The following is a 17,286-nucleotide window of genomic DNA, read 5'->3' as shown; positions in this document are numbered from 1 at the left end:
AGCGATCATGCCTCGCACGGCCGCCCAGGCGTGCGGCGGCCTTGTGGGATCAGCCGAGGGTCCGCCCCCAGCACGAATTCGCTTCGCCCTTGTAGATCCGCCTTTGACGGGGCGGCATCCGCCATCAGAGACCGAGTGTGACCGGGTCGGAGGGTATCCCGGACGTGAGCAAGTCGGTCAGCGGCGTGGCAAGGTCACGGGGCGAAAACAAGTCAGGTCCGGTGTAGTTGGTGATCTCCGAGAGCTGCCACCATCGAAAGGCGGCGAGGTGCTCAGCAGCGAGTTGGTCGGCGGTGAACTCGCCTCGAGGCTCGAAGTGATTGGCGCGGATGAGGAAGTAGTCGTTGACGATGCCGTCGAAGCCGGGCGCATGATCTGCGGCAACGACTACTTGATGCCAGACGTGCGGCGGATCGATGGCGGTGACCAAGCCGGTTTCCTCTCGCAGCTCACGGCGCAGCGCGGACAGCCCGTCCTCACCTGGTTCTATGCCGCCACCTGGAGCAGCCCAGACGGCCTGTGCCCCGTTCGGGACCGCCGGGTGAGGGAAAACGAATCGGCATAGCAGGACCCGGTCATCCTCATCGAGGATGATCGCGCGGACGGAGGTTCGAAGGTTCAACGACCGGCCGGTGTCGCGACGGTCACCGCGCAGCCCGGGTCGAACGCCGCCGGTGCGCCCGCGTCGCCCGGCAGCGGCCACGAGTGCAGCAGGTAGGCGAGCCGGTCGCCGCGGGCTGCCACCACCTCGTCGTCGAGGAAGAAGTAGGCCAGTTCGACCTCGTCGTCGTCGTCACACACGCGCAGGCTGTGCTCGTCGAGCCGGACGTTGTCGGTGCCGCCTTCGACGTACCGCTGCGCGCGCAGCAGCGTGCCCAGCTCGCCGACCGTCTGCGGCGGGGGCTTTCCGTTCGCGCGCGCAGCCTCGAAGATTGAGCCGAAGCCGTACACGTGGCCGCCGAGCTCCGCCTCGATCCAGTCCCACGGGTCGTCGCAGTCCCAGCCCCGCCGGAACCAGTCCAACACGCTGGCGTCGGGAATCTGCCGAACCCGCAGGCCCAGCGGACCCTCGTAATGCGTCCGGTAGACGAAGAGCACGCCCGCGACAGTACGTCACGGCGTGGAAGAAGGTGACGGGGAGATCCACTACGTTGCGCTGCCGATCGAGCGTCACGGCCGTCGAAGCCGCTTGATCGAGTGCACCGACCAACCGGGCGCGGCGTTCTGCTGGAGCTCCATCACAGTCCGTACTGGCCGGTCCGAGCGGCAACCGCCAGCCAGGGCGCGCCATCATGGCGAGATGAGCGTACGTCGTGGTGCGATGGACCTTCGTACGGTGTACGTACCGGTGGATGGTCGAAGCGGCCGGGCGCTCGGCGGGGATCGCGATGCGGCACGAGGTCACGACTACATGGTGTGGGCCGGACACGCACGTCAGGTACGAGTGCCGGACCGGGCCGGCGAGAGCTGCGGGCATCTATCAGCAGGGTCGGCAGTAGAGTCGATGCCGACCCCCAGCCCCCGCACCAAGTGCGAAGAGCCGCTATGTTGCGGTCCATGAACGGTGAACTGGCACAGTGCCTGGCCATCGCGACGCACGTCACGATGTGGCTGGCGGATTCGTCCGGCGGCCGCTCCCCGTCGGATGATCTGCCTAGCCTTCCGCAATTTGCGGATCTGGTCGCCTTCGACTCGGTGGCCGGTATTGAGACGTGGGTTGAACGCCTGGCTGAGGACGGGGTAGATCGGTTGTGGTTCGCCGTTGCCGGCCTCGGGATAACCGACCGGCCCGCAGGGCTGGTCGCGCCGGTGAGCGCGGCGTTCGTGGGTGGCGTACCGGTCGGGCTGTTGAGCACCGGCCCGGCTGGCGGTCGCCTGTGGCAGGCGCAGTGGAGTGCTGGCACGCGGGTAGCTGACGGTGCCGAGATCTTGGTGGCCAACTACGTTTCCGAGCCAGTGTCGATTGGCCCGGTGCGTGTCGGTATGGACGCGGCCACCCAAGAGTTCGACCAAGCGCTGCGGCGGGCCGCCCAGTTCGCCGACCGGCAGCAGTTGCCAACCTGGGCGCGGGTGTTCGCCGCGGCTGGCCGGCACCCCGCGCGGGACGGGAGCCGGCAAGGTGCGCACTATCGGGACCTGTTCCCCGCGTCGTGGCCTGATTTGGACGGTCCACGGCTGGCCGATATGGCGCTAGCAGCCTGGGTATTTGGGGGCATGGGGTCACTGGACTTTCGCAGTTTTTGATGAGGGGTCGGCGGTGGGTGTGACACGCCGGGTGGCCTGGGAGTGCGTGATCTTGGGGTGAGATGACGGAAGCATCGACGGTCCTTGTACCACTGTCGTTGCCGAAAGTGATCCGTCGATGCTTCCAGGAGTCAGCCTACCGATCTCGTTGCGTCGGTTGTTGGACGCCTTCGGTGGGTGTTTCACGGCGCCGACGTTCGGGGTCTTCTCCGCGATGGTCGTCGGGTTGGTCGCGCAGACCGGGCAACGTACGGTCTGCGGGATGCTCACCGGGGCCGGGATGGCCACGTCCTGGTCGCATGATCGGGCGCACCGGTTCTTCTCGACCACGCGTTGGGCCATCGACCAGATCGGCCTGACGGTGTTCGATCTGGTCCTGACCCACCTCGTCGCCGACGGCGCCGATCTGCACCTGGCGGTCGATGACACCGCGCATCGCCGTCGGGGTAAGAAGGTCCACGGCGTCGGATGGATCCACGACGGCTCGGCGCCCGCCCGGAACAAGCTGGCGTTCGGTCACCGCTGGGTGGTCGTCGGGGTGATCGTGCGGCCCTCGTTCCTGTCCCGGCCGTTGTGCCTGCCGGTGTTGTGCCGGCGCTGGCAGGGCAAGGGCACCGCCTCTACCGTGGAGTTGGCCGCCTACATGATCACCGTCATCGCCGCCCGGACGCCGGGCCGGCGGGTCCACGTGGTCGCCGACGCCGCGTACCACGGCCATGGCCTGCGGGACCTGCCCGCCACCGTGACATGGACGACCCGGCTGCCCCGCAACGCGGTGGTGTATCACCGCGCACCGGCCCGCAGCGGTAAACGGGGCCGGCCACGATTGAAAGGCGCCCGGATCGGTACCCCCAGCGAGGCCGCCGCCACCGCGGTGTGGCAGACGGTGTCCGTGACGCGTTACGGGCGGGTCGACACCGTGCGTATCGCGGTCCTCGACTGCCTCTGGTACGGGGTGTTCGGGCCCCACCCGGTACGGATGACCCTCGTGCGTGACCGAGAAACCGGGCCGATGCTGGCCCTGATCACCACTGACCTGAGCGTCACCGCCGCCGATCTGGTGGCCCGCTACGCCGCCCGGTGGGCGATCGAGGTCACGTTCTTCGACACCCGCCAGACCCTCGGCGTCGGACAGGCCCGTAACCGCACCGCGGAAGCCGTGAACCGCACCTGGGCGTTCGGGATGTACGTCTACACCCTCGTCGTGCTCTGGTATGCGCTGTACGGTCACCGATCCGGGATCGTCGCCGACCGCCGCATCCACGCACCCTGGTACCTGTCGAAAACCGACCCGTCGTTCACCGACATGCTCACCGCGCTACGACGCACCCTCATTGCCGCTCGATTTATGGGCTCCCGCCCAGCTCAACCCACCAACGCAGAAATCCGGCAGGTCCAGCGAGCATGGGCACTCGCAGCTGCATAGACCGCGAAAGCCGAGGGGTCATGGAACGACCTCGGCTTCGCCGACCGCGAAGTGCAGCAGGAGTACGAACAGATCAGCCGTGATCTACTCGAAGCGGTGATGCAGGCATGCGTCGCGGCCGTCAATATCGACCTTCCCTTGACGGCGACACGACCGCTCACGTAACCCCAGCCGCCCCACCCCAGCATCGTCAAACTACCCGCACTCCCGGCACCACGCGTCGGCCATGGTCACGTCCACGGACTTGCCGCAATCAGCTCGTCACCGAAGGTCGCGGCCGGGGGTCTGAAGCCCAGGGGTCAGCAATCGTCCCCACGGTCGGCGTCGGCTCCCCATCCGGACGGCGCTGCCTGACGTACCTCTTCTGGGCTCACCACCGCTACGTCGGCCGCTCGGACCTTCACGACTGCGACGCCGAACCCGAACTCCACGTTCGAACCGTCCGGGAACGACACCATCACGTGAGTGTCGGGACCGGCTGGATGGTTGTCCATCCATTGCGCATGGACGACATCGACCGTCAAGGATCAGTCCGGACGCACCAAGGCGAATCCCTCAAGGTCGCCCTGGGCGACATATGGATTCAGCCGCTTGCGCCGCTCCGCGAGCTGCTGCTCTCGCCAGCGACGTCGCGCCTCGGTGTTCGCCACGCTGTCCATTCTTCAACAGGTCACGTGGGTACGTTGGCCGGCGTCTGGCCAGTACCGCGTGGTTGGTGGCCGCAAAGAGGTCACCCTGGTGAAGGGCAACACCGTCTCGCCGGTCGACGGCAAGGTCGCGACGCTGGTCCAGGTTGACCCGACGAAGAACCAGTCCTGCCAGCCTGGCGAGCTGCTTGATCTGCTCGGCGTGTGCCTCGGACAGGCGGTCGATCTCTTCCTTCGCCGCGCCTGAAAGCTCGTTGGTGATAGGGCCGGCCCGGCACGCGGCCACGGGTACGGTCGCGTGCCGGGTTGTCGGCGGGTGTCAGGTGTTGTACGCCCGCACCTCCAGGAGTCCGACGGAGGCGTTGTTGCTCTGCAGGACGACTCGCAGCTGGGTCGTGGTCACCGCGGTGAAGGTGACTTTGTTGTACTGGTTGGCGACCACGGGGAAGCCACTGGCCTGCGGTACGTCCACGAAGGCGCTGCCGTTCCAGTACTGCAGGCGCCAGGAGGCCGGCAGCCGCACGCCGCCGTTGTCGTCGAAGAAGTACACCTCGGCCGACGTCAGCCGCTGGGACTGGGACCATGTCAGTGCGGCCCATTGTTGACCCTGGTTGGGCCACGTGCCCCAGCGCGGGTTTGTGGTGTCGTTGGACGACGGCGGCTGCGCACCGTCATTGATCGCGGCGACACTCTCCCAGGGGGAGGTGTACGACGCGCTGGGCGTCGCCGAGACCGCCACGTTGCCGCCGGGCTGTGTGGTGCCCCCGCCGATCTGCGCGGTCCAGTCGTCGTTCGCATGGACCATGGTGAAGGTCAGGGCCGGGCAGTCGAACTGCGAGCCGGACGGCGGGGGGTTGCCGTACGAATAGGAGTTGGCGGACGTGGCGGCGGACCAGGTCGAGTTGAGGTTGATCTGGATGCTGCTGGCCTCGAACCGCTTCCCGGCCATGCTGGAGCAGTACCAGGCGGTGTTCGTGGCGGGGTTTCGCGTCGAGTAGATCTCGAACATGTCCCAGCCGAAGCCCTTGTCGCCCAGGTCGTAGGTACCCGAGCTGGTGTAGAAGGTGTCCCACGCATGCGTCTGGTAGTTGTACAGGTACGACGACCAGGTGTTGCTGGTTGCGTTGGTCTGATGGATGTCGGTGCTGTAGGCCGCCTGCCCGTTGACGATGGTGGTGTAGGTCGTCAGGAAGCCGGCGTCGATGTTGACGAGCTTCCCGACGCCGGCGTTGCCGCCGCACCAGTCCCAGGCCCACAGCACCGGCCCGCTCGACGTGTAGGCCGTGGTCATCTCCATGCACGCACCGCCGGACGGCAGCGAGGTCGGCGCATACACGACGTCGCTGCCGTGGGTGACGGCTGCGGCGCCGGTGAACACGGTATGGGTCGCCTTGAGGCCCTTGCCGGTGGGCTGCGCGAACGCGGTGCCCCACGCGGTGTGCAGATCGTCGGCGGCCAGTGCCGCGCGGCCGGCCTGGCCGGTGTTCGTTCCGGCGGCGGCTGCGCGCATCTGGCGGTCGCGGTCTGCGGCCATCGAGCGGAACCGTCTCGCGGCGGTCCCGGCCGCGCGTTCGGCGGCTGCGCCGGTCAGGCCCGGGACCGTGCCGAGGACCTGGGCATCGGCGCCGCGCTGCGCCGATCGGTCGTTGGCCGGACGGGCCAGCGTGGTGCTGCCGCCGGCGGCGTTCGCGGTCGCGGCCGTGACACCGGCGACGCCGGCGCAGGCGCCGAGGACTGCGGCCAGCGCCGCCGGCAGCAGTCTGGGTGAGTGAGGTCTACGCATGTTCACCCTCCTGGAGGGAGCGGATGGCGAGCATCGGCGGGACCGCGGGTCCGCAGCGGCGAGCTGGGTCATCGTGACGGCGATGCCGGTTTACGCTGTGATTCCGATGCTCCCGAAAACGTTTTCGGCAGCCTACTTGCGGTTCGCCAGTCTGTCAATAGACCTGTCTCTATGGCTGAATTGGCTATACGTGAAGCAGACTTGCGGATCCAAGGCCCTGCAAGCGCCAGTTGTCTGCATCAAATCGCCCTGAAACACTTACCGAAAACTTTTCGGAACGCCGCTCCTCAGTGGCGGTACATCCAAGCTGCCGGGAACCCGCAGGGTGTCGGTCCGATGAAGCCCACCGCCGGCGGCGAGGCAGCGAGGCCATCGGCCGCGCGGGTTGCAACCGCGGTCCTGCGCGTTGCGGCGGCATTCGACGAGCGGGGATGACGATGACTACACCCATGGACGGTGCTGCCCATTAGCCGGAGGCTGTGGCGCGCGGCGTCCGGGCGGGCCGTCCGGTGATCGTCAACATGATCACCACGGGCCAGGGGGACTGGGTCGCATGCCGGCGTGAGTTCCCGGAGAGTTGATCGCCGGAATGGCCGGCGCATTGCGCTGCGCGGATCGTCCGGCCGATGTTGCGCCACTACCATCCGGTATCGACGTCGATCCGGCTATGGTGCCGGACATGACCAGTGGCCTGCGCTCGCCCAACCCGCACCAGGTCCCACCCCGGCCGTGCACCGGCCGGCTTTCCCCTGTCGGCGAACCCCGTCACCCGCGCCCCGCCGGCGCGGGCGTTCGTGTCGCCGCCCAGTACGCCGCGGACTACGGCGTCCGCAGGCACGACGGCCTCGCCGACATGGACCTCACCGCCGCGGCGAGGCCGGCCAGCGTCTGGTCGAAGTCTTCTGGGATGACGATGGCGCCGTAGACGGCGTTGTCCCGCATCGCGGTTGCCATCTCCGCGGGTGACATGGTGACGATCCGGATCTTCTCCTGGTCCGTACCGGTCAGTACCGCGTCCGCGACCGATCGGGCGGTGCCGTGCGCTCCGCCTTCCAGCCCCGGCGTTGCCCAGATGTGTGGGCTCCGGAACGCGCGAAGTGGCATGGCAGACTTTCTAGGAGGCGATCAGCAGGTCTTCCGTGGGCAGGGTCTGACAGGCCAGCAGCCAGCCCGCGGTGATTTCCTCGGTGGAGAACAACCCACGGGTGTCGGTTTCGTAGCGGCCGGACAGGACCCGCACTCGGCAGGTGCCGCAGGCTCCTTCGCCGCACGACTGCGGGAACGGGAAGCGAGCTTCGTTTGCCGCGTCCAGGACGGTCTGCCCAGGCGCGCAGGGGAAGGCGGTGTCCTCGTCCTTGACGTCGATGGTGAACTGGTCGACGCCTGCTTCCGCTGCGGCGAGGGCGACGGCGTGTGCCTTCTCGCGGCGAGTCTGCCGGCTGCCACCCGACACGAACGCCTCGGTACGGACGGCGGTGCGGGGTACGCCCAGCTTCGTCAGCAGGCCGATTACGTCCTGCATCATCGGCGCGGGGCCGCAGAGGTGGACACGGGTCGCGTCCGCGGCGTACGGGCGCAGCGCCTCCAGGCCTATCCGGCCGCGACCTCCCGTCCAGCCCTCGCCCGGCCGGGTGAGAAACTCCACCACCTCGAGCCCCGGCAGACGCGACCGTAGCTGCTCCAACTCGTCGCGGAACGGAATCTCGTCCTCGGTACGGTAGCCGGCCAGCAGCACGACATGCCCCCGGTGGTTCGCGTCCGCGGCCGCGGTCAGCACGCTGATCAACGGCGTGATCCCGACTCCACCGGCGATCAGCAGCAGGGTACCGCCGGCCGCGTCGATCCCGGGGTTCCAGGTGAATTCGCCCTGAGGCCCGGTCACCCGCAGTGCCAGACCTACCTCCAGGTCGTCGTGCAGAAAGCCCGAGCCGAGCCCGTTCGGCTCCCGCTTCACCGCGATGTCGACGTGACGCCCAGCACCCGGAGCGCTGGAGATCGAATAGGAACGCTCGATCGGCTCGACCGCCACCGGTAAGTCGATCTTGATGTACTGCCCCGCGAGAAACGTGAACGGCAACGGCCCGCCATCCATCGGTTCGAGACGAATGCTGCGGATCGACGGGGTTACCGCCTCGATCTGGGCTACGCGCAGGTAGCCACGCCAGACCGTCCCCGGTGCGGCGGCCGGGCGGCGCGCCTGGATCGTCCGCCACATGGTACCGGCCTGCCGGGGCCGCAACACCGCGGTGGCAGCCATCAGCCCTCCGGCCAGTGCGCCAACCACACCTGGGCCCCAGGCGTCCTGCCCGGCCACGACCAGTCCCTTCACCGGTGTCCGCGGACCCGCCAGCGGAGATCTCAGCCGCTCGGGGGTGGCCGCGAGACCGTAGAACGACCCCCGCACGCTGCGCTGATAGGTCTCGAACGACAGCGGCGTTGCGAGCTCGGCGAACGCGACCGTGTCCCGCAGGCCCGGCCACCGCTGCTCCAGGCGGGTGAGCAGGCGTTCGGTCAGCTCCTCCTTGAGCCGATGGTAGGCGTCCGGCCGTTCGTCGCCGGTCGTGGCCCGCCATTCGTCGAACGCCGCCGGATCGACGAGTTCGAGCGCCTCGACCGTGTGGAAGCGGGCCGCGGGGTTGTTCAGCGAGGCGAACGAGACGTACAGGACGCCGTTACCCAGCGACCGGCGAACGCCGTCGCGATCGTCCAGGTCCGGCATGAACCAGTGGTTCTCGCCGCGCGGACCGAACACGGCCGGCGACCTGTCCAGCCCCAGGAACAGCATGATCGCCGATGATTCACGCGGCAGTTCGGCCAGTTCACGCGCCCATCGTGGCCGCAGCTCGGGCCCGAGCAGGGCATACGTGTTGCGCACCCCGCCCGCCGAGACGACCGTCGAGGTCCGCACGTGGTAGCGGTCTCCGGTCACGCCGTCCTCGACGTCGACGCCGCGCACCCGGCCACGCTCGACGGCGATGCGGCGGACCCGCTGGCGGGCGCGCAGTTCGACGCCCTGCCGGCCGAGGATCTCCAGTGTGATCTCGTTGATCGCCTTCGGACCCCCGACCGGGTGCGCGGTCCCGTTCATGAAGAACGTGGTCGGTACCGCGGCGTGGTAGCCGAATGCGCTGGACGCGGGCGGCGTGCCGTAGAGACCCCAGCGCGCCGTCAGAATCGCGCGCAGCCGGGGATCGCGAAAACTGCGGTCGATCTGCTCCCGCAGCGGGCGGTACGTCGCCGGGGAGAGCCGCTCGACGATCGGCAGGCCCAACTGGCGCAGCGGCGCGGGAAGCGATGCGACGACATTGCGCGCGACGAGTCCGGCCACGGCCCGTCGTACGGCACCGAAATACCGGTCGATCGCCCGGGCCTCGTCCGGGAACTGCTCGGCCAGCCGGGATTGGAACCGCTCGCGGTGGGACGGCACGGCGAAGTCGAACCCGGGGAAGTGCAGCATGTCGAAGTCGTCCGGCAGCGGCTGGAGCTGTACTCTACCGTCGGTCATGAAGTCGAGGAAGGGCCCGGCGTCGGCGCTGAGGTAGTGCACGCCGGTGCCGAACCGGTACCGGCCGGCGCGGGAGAACTCGTGCGTCATGCCGCCCAGCGTGTAGTGCTGTTCCAGGACGAGAACCCGTTCGCCACCGAACTGCGCGATCGTGCGGGCCGCCGCGAGGCCCCCCATACCCGAGCCGATCACCACGACATCGAACGCTTCGTCAGCAACCATGCGTCGAGACTGACGGGGCCGACTTGACAGCGGCTGCACAATCCACGGAACTCGGATCCACTGTTTGTGCAGTCCTGCCGTGCAGCCGAGCCGGCCGGCCACCGCTGGGCGCCGGCAGGTACCGAACACGACCAGGCCCACGCGATGATCGCGTCAGGGCTGTGCGGGATCCTGGCCGGTGCCGTCACGGGCGAGTACGGCGTGGATCGAGGAGAGGGCCGCCGCGGCGTCCCCGACGGCCGTGGCGACGCGTTTGGCGGAGCCCGATCGCAGGTCGCCGATGGCGAAGACACGCGGTGCGCTCGTCTGGAACGGCAGAGGTGCTCCGGACGCTCCGGCGAGCACGCGGCTGTCGGTGAGGACGAAGCCATCGTCGTCCCTGGCGACGCCGGTGAGCCAGGCCGAAACCGGGTCGGCGCCGATGAAGCAGAACAAGGCCCGGCAGTCCAGCCGCTCGCGGCGACCGTCAGGCCCCTCCATGATGACCGAGGTGAGGGTGGCATCGCCGGCCAGTTCCCGGACCGTCGCGCCCGTGAACACTCGGACCCGGGGATGAGCCCGGATCCGGTCGGCAAGGTACGCCGACATCCGCGCCGCAATGTCTGCGCCGCGGGTAATCATGTTCACCGTCGCGCCGCCGGCCGCCAGCGACAGAGCCGCCTGCCCGGCCGAGTTGGCTCCCCCAACGACCATCACCGGTTGACCTTCCAAACGTCGGATGTCGAGTTCGGTCGCGGCGTACTGGATGCAGCCGGACTCCTCGAACGCCGCCCATCGTGGGACGTCGAGACGGCGGTAGCGCGCTCCGGTGGCGGCGACGACGGCCCGGCACGTAATGCGAACGCCATCGTCCAGCAGCACGGCCGGCTGGCCGTGATCGTCGAGTTCAAGCCCGGTTACGATGCTGGGTGAACAGATCCGGACGCCGAATTTGAGCGCCTGGAGCATGGCCAGCCGGGCCAGGTCCGCGCCGCTGATGCCGTCCGGAAATCCGAGGTAGTTCTCAATGCGGGGGCTCTTGGCGGCCTGACCGCCGGGCCCAGTGCGGTCCAGCAGCACCGTGACGAGGCCCTCGGACGCTGCGTACACCGCGGCGGCGAGTCCCGCCGGGCCGGCGCCCACCACCACGATGTCCACCGGGCGGTCATCAGGCCGGTACGTGAGGCCGAGCGCCCCGGCGACGGTTGCGGGCTTCGCGCGCCGCAGCACCGAACCACCGATGACAGCTGCCGGAAGATCGTCCGTGGTGAGCGCCGCCGACGCCATCAGCGAGTGCCCGTGGTCAGAGGTCGTGCTGTGCCAGGAGTGCGGCAGCAGCATCTGTTCGGCGTAGGTACGAAGTTCGCGGGTGTCCGCAGTGTCCGGCCGGCCGACGATCTCCAGGACGCTGCCGGCCGCGGCCCGGAAAACGTCGCGCCGTTGCCGGAACGCCGCGAGCAACGACTCGGCGATGTCGCCCTGCTCGGCCATGGCCCGGCGCAGCGCCGCCGCCCCGAGCCGGACGACCTCTCCGGCGGATACCACCCGGGCGGTCAGATAGACGCGCTGTCCGGTCAGCAGGTTCAGCTCGCCGAGAAAGTCACCAGGGCCGCCCCGGTAGATCAGTCGCTCCGGCTCAAGGGCCGTGGCGTCCCGGACGATGTCCACCGAAGCGGTCAGAAGCACGAAGAAGTCATAGGAGTCGTCGCCGGTCGCGTAGAGGCTGCGGCCCGCCTCGACGCGCTCCGGTGCACCGTAGCGGGCGAGCCGGTCAAGCTGTTCCTCGTCGAGGACCGGTCCGCGCGGCGCGGTCTGCTCGCTCACGTCGCCGCCACGCTTGGCTGGCGGGCGAGGGGCGTGAGGTAGAGGAGAAGGCCGGCGGCGGTGAGGGCGAAGCCGGCCCAGACGGTGGACAACGTACCCCAGCCAGCGGTGAGGGTTGCCGCGCCCCCGATCGCGCCGAGGGCGTTGGCGAGATTGAGGGCGGCGAGATTGAGCGCGCCCATGAGGGTCGGGGCGTCCGGGGCGAAGCCGGTGAGCCGGACCTGGATGGTGGGGATCGCGGCCATCATGGTCGCGCCGACGCCGAACAGGCACGGCAGCAGAACGGCCAGATTGCCGCCGGCTACGCCGATCAACGCCAACGGCAGCAGCACACCGCCGTAGCCGACAATCAGCCCGCGATGCTCGAACCGGTCGGCGAGGCGTCCGCCGACGAGGTTGCCGGCCGTCATGCCGAGCCCGAAGACCGCGAGCGCGAACGGAATGACCGAAGCGTCCTGGCGCGCGGCGTCGGTGACGAACGGGCCAATGAACGTGTACACGGCGAAGATGCTGGAGATCCCGAGCGACGCCACGGCCACCATCCACCAGACGGCGGGCCGGTGCAGCGCACCGAGTTCGCCGCCGATGGAGCCGCCGCGCAGGTCGTCGGTGCGCGGCAGCCACGCCACCAGAGCGGCGCCGGCGAGCAACCCGGCGGCGACCACGGTCCAGTACATGACCCGCCAGCCCGCGTGCTGGCCGATCACCGTGCCCAGCGACGACCCGACGATGGTGGAGACCGTGAGCCCGGCCATGACGGTGGTGAATGCCTTGCCGCCCCGGCCCGGCCCGTACACGTAAGCGGCGACGACAGCCCCCGCGCCGAAGAACGCGCCCTGCACGCTGCCGGCGAGGAACCGGAAGACGACGAGCAGAGTGATGTCGGGTGCCACGGCGGAGAGCCCGTTCCCGGCCAGGAACAATGCGACCAGGCCGAGCAGCAGGGTCCGCCGGTTGACCCGGGCGGCGAGCAGGGTGATGGCCGGGGATCCGAGAATCACCCCGACGGCGTACGCCGTGATCGCGTAGGTGGCGACCGGGATCGACACGTCCAGATCGGCGGCGAACAGCTGGATGATCCCGTTGCTGCCGAACTCGCCGGTGCCGATCGCGAAAGTACCAAGCGCCAGGGCGATCAGCGTCAGCTTCGGATTGCGGATGGCCGCGGTGGCCGCGGTGTGCCGCCGCTCCTCGGCGGCACACTGCCCTTCGTATGCGAGCTGCAGCATGGCCGTCAGCCGAGCCGCAGGGGCGACGACTCGGGACCACGGCCCCCAGCAGGAGCATGTGCACCGGGGCGCCGGCGATGAGTCGTCTGCCGCGCCGCAGCCGTGGCGCCATCCCTGCTGTGTCGTCGCCGGTCGAGCCAGGTCGCCGGAGCATCAGCAGGCCGCCCGTCTGATGAGGTCGGCCGCCGCAGCGGGCTGCGAGATCATAGCGACGTGGGCGGCGCTGACCTCCCGGACCTGCGCGCGGGCCCGCTGCGCCATGAACCGCTGCGCGGCGACCGGCAGCACCTGGTCGTCGCGGGCCGCGAGATACCAGGAAGGAATGCTCTTCCACGCCGGCGCGCCGGAAGGCTCGCCGAGTGTGCGGACGTCCGCGGGTCGCTGGCCGGCCCACATCAGCTCGGTGGTCGCCTTCGGAAGGTCGCCGGCGAAGACGCCTCGGAAGAGCTCCTTCTTGATGTAGCCGTCGACGCTCTCGCCGGCGGGACGGAAATCCAGCGCCGACTCGCTCAGCCGGCTTCCCGGGTACTTCGTCTGCAGGCCCAGCAGGGTCTCACCAGCGTCGGGCACGAACGCCGCGACATAGACCAGCGCCTTCACGTTCGCGTTACCAGTGGCCGCGTTGGTGGTGACGATCCCGCCATAGGAGTGCGCGACGAGCACGATCGGGCCGCTGATGGTCGCGAGGAAGCCGGCCAGGTAGGCGGAGTCGGTGGACACGCTGCGCAGCGGGTTGGCCGGTGCGAGGACCGGGTAGCCGTCGCGGATGAGCCGGGCCGCGACGTCGTTCCAGCCGGAGGCGTCGGCGAACGCGCCGTGAACGAGTACCACAGTGGGCTTCCGTCGGCCGTTGGAGCCGGGCTGGGCGTGCGCGGCCGGCACGCCGAGGAGTGCGCCGGCCGCAACCGCGGCCGATCCGCTCAACAGTGTCCGTCGAGTTGTCGTCATCGGGTTATCCTTCGCAATAAGCGGTGTGCGGTGGCCTTGAACGCGGTCACCGTAGGCGTGGGGCACTTGATGATCGGTGAACGAGTCGATTCAGTCCCCGTCAAGTCCGCCGACCTAGCGTCGCCGGCATGACATCGACGAAGAGCGCCACCCAGATCAAGTGGGGTAAACGGATTCACCTGCTGTGCTATCTCGTGGCCAACGTGATCCAGGTCGTGGTGTGGTGGCTGTACACGCCCGACCACTTCTTCTGGCCCCTGTGGTCGATCCTGGCCTGGGGCATCGGGTTGGCATTCCACCTGCGGCTGGCCGGGGCACCGCACCGGTCCCGGGTCAGCCACCGGTACTGAACCCGGGAGCCGGCATCGTGTCGTTCCTCCTCGAATTCGTCCGCGATCCGATGACGGTCGCGGCCATCGCGCCGAGCGGCCCGGGTTTGGCCCGGGTCGCGACCGCGGCGGTACCCCGGACCGGCTCGCCCGTCGTGGTGGAGCTCGGCCCGGGCACCGGAGCCTTCACCGGAGCCGTCCAGCGGCGGCTCGGCGGCCGCGGCCGGCACATCGCTATCGAGGTCAATGCCCGCTTCGCGCAGCAACTTGCGGCCCGCTATCCGATGGTGGACGTGGTGCACGCGGACGCCGTCTGTCTCGCCCCGGTGTTGGCGCAGCGTGGCCTCAGCCACGCCGACGTCGTGGTCAGCGGCCTTCCCTGGGCGGCGTTCAGCGACGATCAGCAGCACGACGCGCTGTCGGCTGTGCTCGCCGCGCTGTCGCCGCACGGTGTCTTCACCACGTTCGCCTATGTGCACGCGCGCTGGGCTCCCCCGGCGCGGCGCTTGTTGCAGTCGTTGCAGTCGCGGTTCGACGAGGTGGTGATCACCCGAACGATCTGGGCCAACCTTCCGCCCGCATTGGTCTACTGCTGTCGCCGTCCCGAAGCCCACGGGGCTACCGTGTGAGCGATCCGCAGGGCGCTGTTCGAAGCCGTACCGCTGGCTCCGGCGCATGCGAGCCGGCGGTACGGCTTCGAGCGCCGACCGGAGCGCTCAGCCGGCCGTCTCCCGGGCTGCCCGCTCGATGAAGGCGACCGTGGTATCCGGGTGCGAGACGAACAGCAGATGCGAAGCGCCCTCGATCACCTGGACAGTGGCCCCGGCCCGTTTGGCCATGAACTGCTGGGCCTCCGGCGGGATGATCTGGTCGGCCTCACCGATCAGGTGGTAGCTCGGAATCGTCGTCCACGCCGGCACGCCGGCCGCCGGCTCGGCGAACGCGGCCGCGCCGGCCGGGCGCTGCGCAATCGCGTACACGGCGGCATCCGCGGCCGGTACGTCGGCCGCGAACCGGGCGTGGTAGACCCGCGGATCGATGTACAGATCGACCTGCCCGTCGGTCAATGGCACCGCCTTGAGCGACTCGTTCACAGTGCTGCCCGGGAACCGGCCGACCAGCTCTCCAACGGCCTCTCCCGCGTCCGGCACGAACGCCGCGAGGTAGACCAGCGCCCGCACGTGGCGGCTCCCCGCCGCGGCCGCCGAGATGACGGCCCCGCCGTAGGAGTGCCCGACCAGCACGACCGGCCCCTCGACGGTGTCCAGCAGCGCCCGCACGCCGGCCGCGTCGGCGGCAATCCCGCGCAACGGGTTCGGCGCGGCGAGCACCGGGTATCCGCCGGCCAGCAGCCGGCGGATGATCGCATCGAAGCCGCTACTGTCGGCGAACGCGCCGTGCACGAGCACAATCGTCGGGACGACCGTTGCATCCATCATGGACTTTCCCTTCTCCGGTCTGACAGGTTCTTCGCGATCGATGCTGGCGGCCGGCTGTGCATACCGACCGGACCGGGCCGCGCCGCTCGGGCCGCGCATACCGGGTCGAAGGGCGGCCGGTCACCGGCCTTCGACCCCGAGCACTACGAAGCGACGATCCGCAACGCCGCGATCGTCGCCAGACACCGTGTCGTCGTCACGGCTGGGCGGTTGACTGATCCCGACCGGGGACCGGCACGTCGAAGCAGTTCAGCACCATCGCGATGAGGCAGTAGCTGCCGATGAGGAACACCAGCTCGCCGACCCCGTCATGGCCCAGCAACCGCGTGGCCCGGTCGTATGTGGAGTCCGGCAGGATGCGCCCGGAGGTCAGCGCCATCGCGACGTCGTGAGCGATGGCCTGTTCGTCACTCAGCCCGCAGGGTCGCCCGCCCGCCGCCAAGGTCGCGATCTGTGCCGCCGGAAGGCCGACCTCATCGGCCGTCTGCTCGTGTGCGTACAGCAGATACCTGGCGCCGTAGGCGCTGCCGACGGTGAGGATCGCCACCTCGCGAACGATGGGATCGAGGCGAGCCTCGGCCGCGACCGCCCGCTGCAGGAACAGAGCCGGAACCCCGAACGTGGGGAAGTGCAGCATCGCCGCGAACGGCCCGACGAGCGCGCCGTCGTCGTCGAGGATGACGACGCGGCCCTGCTCCCCGGTGACGAGGCCGGCGATGCCGTCATGCACCTCGCGGAGTTGAGGGTTGAGCTCATCGGGCGGGATGGGTCGAATACGCATACGATGCTCCTCCGCCTCAGAGTCCGTCGGTGTACTGGCCGTCGATGAGTACGAAGGCGACCCGGCAGTTCGCAGCCGACCGGTTCGCCCATGCGTGGTTGGTGCCGCGCTGGATCACGACGTCTCCGGTGCGGACGATGGTTTCGCCATCGTCGAGAACCAGCGTGAGCTCGCCCTCAATGACGATCCCGTAGTCGATCGTCTGCGTGCGGTGCATCAACGGATGCGGGGCGCCGGCAGCGGACCGTGCGGCGTCGGCACCGCCCATCTCCCCGAACTTCTCGGCCGCCTCGGCCCTCGTCAGGTTCCGGATTCGGTCGTCCTCCGGAGGGAAGTCGATCACCCGGATGCGAGTGCCACGCTCGGGAGGTCCGAGCACCAGACCGTCCTCCGCCGGCTCACCCGACTGCCGGTCGATGACGGCCGGCGTCTCGCGTGTACTCCACACCTCATAGAAAATCGGGCCACCAGGCCCGCCGATCTCCACCACGCGAGTCGGCGGTGCGTCCTGCGTGATCACCGCACGACTGGACGCGTCATGGCCGGTCACGATTCTCCGGAACGGTTGCACTGGGTTCATATGGGGAGTCCTGCCCCTCTCGGCTGATTTGGACAATCGAGGTCATCGCCTCAGTGGCGTAAGCAGCCCGGCAGGCATTGACGCCGCCGTACACCAAAAGACTGGCCCCCTCCACTTGACGCAGAGTGGACCGCCTGTGGACAGTGCTCCACTGTCCGTAAAGTCCGTCTCGGTACGCACGCCCAGGGAGAGGCCGTTATGGCGCTGACGCGTGCGGTACGGGACCTCGGCGAATGCGCCGAGCATCGGCGCTGAGGTGGGCCACCGGCGCCCGGCCGCTCGACGATCCGTCCAAGAGTGCTTGCATGGCCAGGACCAGCGCGTAGCCTTTCGTCAACGATCTATTCCGG

At 69.1% G+C, this 17,286-nt stretch carries 17 protein-coding genes; 5 read left to right on the top strand and 12 right to left on the bottom strand.

The genetic code is table 11. The features are described from left to right. Positions 1-124: 124 nt before the first annotated feature. Complete coding sequence (locus tag ACQPY0_RS18485; protein WP_432990420.1) at positions 125-703, bottom strand: NUDIX hydrolase; 579 nt, start codon at positions 701-703, stop codon at positions 125-127. Beyond that, a complete protein-coding gene (locus ACQPY0_RS18480; RefSeq protein ID WP_432990418.1) occupies positions 619-1,098 on the bottom strand; it encodes a hypothetical protein in 480 nt (159 codons plus the stop codon). The genes ACQPY0_RS18485 and ACQPY0_RS18480 overlap by 85 nt, the downstream gene beginning before the upstream one ends. 459 nt (positions 1,099-1,557) lie before the next feature. Between ACQPY0_RS18480 and ACQPY0_RS18475 the strand changes: the two genes are divergently transcribed. Continuing rightward, complete coding sequence (locus tag ACQPY0_RS18475; RefSeq protein ID WP_432990416.1) at positions 1,558-2,244, top strand: hypothetical protein; 687 nt, start codon at positions 1,558-1,560, stop codon at positions 2,242-2,244. Between the two features lie 148 nt (positions 2,245-2,392). After that, a complete protein-coding gene (locus ACQPY0_RS18470) occupies positions 2,393-3,670 on the top strand; it encodes an IS701 family transposase (protein WP_432974310.1) in 1,278 nt (425 codons plus the stop codon). Between the two features lie 299 nt (positions 3,671-3,969). Here ACQPY0_RS18470 and ACQPY0_RS18465 read toward each other — a convergent pair whose 3' ends face one another. Beyond that, positions 3,970-4,194 carry a hypothetical protein gene (locus tag ACQPY0_RS18465; RefSeq protein ID WP_432990414.1) on the bottom strand — a complete coding sequence of 75 codons (225 nt, stop codon included), beginning with the start codon at positions 4,192-4,194 and terminating at the stop codon, positions 3,970-3,972. A gap of 115 nt (positions 4,195-4,309) precedes the next feature. Between ACQPY0_RS18465 and ACQPY0_RS18460 the strand changes: the two genes are divergently transcribed. Next, positions 4,310-4,564: a hypothetical protein gene (locus ACQPY0_RS18460; protein WP_432990412.1), complete on the top strand. Its 255-nt coding sequence runs from the start codon at positions 4,310-4,312 to the stop codon at positions 4,562-4,564. Positions 4,565-4,636: 72 nt separating this feature from the next. Here the strand turns inward: ACQPY0_RS18460 and ACQPY0_RS18455 are convergent, their stop codons facing one another. The 6 genes from ACQPY0_RS18455 to ACQPY0_RS18430 form a co-directional block, all read right to left on the bottom strand. After that, positions 4,637-6,100 carry a hypothetical protein gene (locus ACQPY0_RS18455; RefSeq protein ID WP_432990410.1) on the bottom strand — a complete coding sequence of 488 codons (1,464 nt, stop codon included), beginning with the start codon at positions 6,098-6,100 and terminating at the stop codon, positions 4,637-4,639. A gap of 819 nt (positions 6,101-6,919) precedes the next feature. Next, positions 6,920-7,204 carry a hypothetical protein gene (locus ACQPY0_RS18450; RefSeq protein WP_432990408.1) on the bottom strand — a complete coding sequence of 95 codons (285 nt, stop codon included), beginning with the start codon at positions 7,202-7,204 and terminating at the stop codon, positions 6,920-6,922. 10 nt (positions 7,205-7,214) lie between these two features. Then, entirely contained in the window at positions 7,215-9,827 is a 2,613-nt protein-coding gene (locus tag ACQPY0_RS18445) for a 2Fe-2S iron-sulfur cluster-binding protein (RefSeq protein WP_432990406.1), read from the bottom strand. 153 nt (positions 9,828-9,980) lie between these two features. Further along, on the bottom strand, positions 9,981-11,630 hold the full coding sequence (locus ACQPY0_RS18440; protein WP_432990404.1) for an FAD-dependent oxidoreductase: 1,650 nt from the start codon (positions 11,628-11,630) through the stop codon (positions 9,981-9,983). Further along, entirely contained in the window at positions 11,627-12,859 is a 1,233-nt protein-coding gene (locus ACQPY0_RS18435; RefSeq protein ID WP_432990402.1) for an MFS transporter, read from the bottom strand. The genes ACQPY0_RS18440 and ACQPY0_RS18435 overlap by 4 nt, the downstream gene beginning before the upstream one ends. A gap of 153 nt (positions 12,860-13,012) precedes the next feature. Then, on the bottom strand, positions 13,013-13,807 hold the full coding sequence (locus ACQPY0_RS18430; protein ID WP_432990400.1) for an alpha/beta fold hydrolase: 795 nt from the start codon (positions 13,805-13,807) through the stop codon (positions 13,013-13,015). Between the two features lie 128 nt (positions 13,808-13,935). On the opposite strand from ACQPY0_RS18430, the gene ACQPY0_RS18425 reads away from it, so the two are divergent. Then, positions 13,936-14,157, top strand: a complete 222-nt coding sequence (locus ACQPY0_RS18425; protein WP_432990398.1) for a 2TM domain-containing protein — start codon at positions 13,936-13,938, stop codon at positions 14,155-14,157. Between the two features lie 17 nt (positions 14,158-14,174). Beyond that, on the top strand, positions 14,175-14,765 hold the full coding sequence (locus ACQPY0_RS18420) for a class I SAM-dependent methyltransferase (RefSeq protein WP_432990396.1): 591 nt from the start codon (positions 14,175-14,177) through the stop codon (positions 14,763-14,765). An 87-nt stretch (positions 14,766-14,852) separates the two neighbouring features. On the opposite strand, the gene ACQPY0_RS18415 is transcribed toward ACQPY0_RS18420, so the two are convergent. From ACQPY0_RS18415 to ACQPY0_RS18405, 3 genes are all read right to left on the bottom strand, one after another. Beyond that, positions 14,853-15,575 (bottom strand): alpha/beta fold hydrolase, encoded by a 723-nt coding sequence (locus ACQPY0_RS18415; RefSeq protein WP_432990394.1) that lies wholly within the window; start codon positions 15,573-15,575, stop codon positions 14,853-14,855. Positions 15,576-15,771: 196 nt separating this feature from the next. Beyond that, positions 15,772-16,356, bottom strand: a complete 585-nt coding sequence (locus tag ACQPY0_RS18410; RefSeq protein ID WP_432990392.1) for a carboxymuconolactone decarboxylase family protein — start codon at positions 16,354-16,356, stop codon at positions 15,772-15,774. A 16-nt stretch (positions 16,357-16,372) separates the two neighbouring features. Next, a complete protein-coding gene (locus ACQPY0_RS18405) occupies positions 16,373-16,876 on the bottom strand; it encodes a cupin domain-containing protein (protein ID WP_432990390.1) in 504 nt (167 codons plus the stop codon). Positions 16,877-17,286: the final 410 nt, after the last annotated feature.

Source organism: Dactylosporangium sp. CA-233914 (genome assembly GCF_050942935.1).
In the GTDB taxonomy this organism is placed as follows: domain Bacteria; phylum Actinomycetota; class Actinomycetes; order Mycobacteriales; family Micromonosporaceae; genus Dactylosporangium.
Note: the sequence above shows the minus strand (reverse complement) of the source record. Positions and strands in the feature narration are given on the sequence as shown.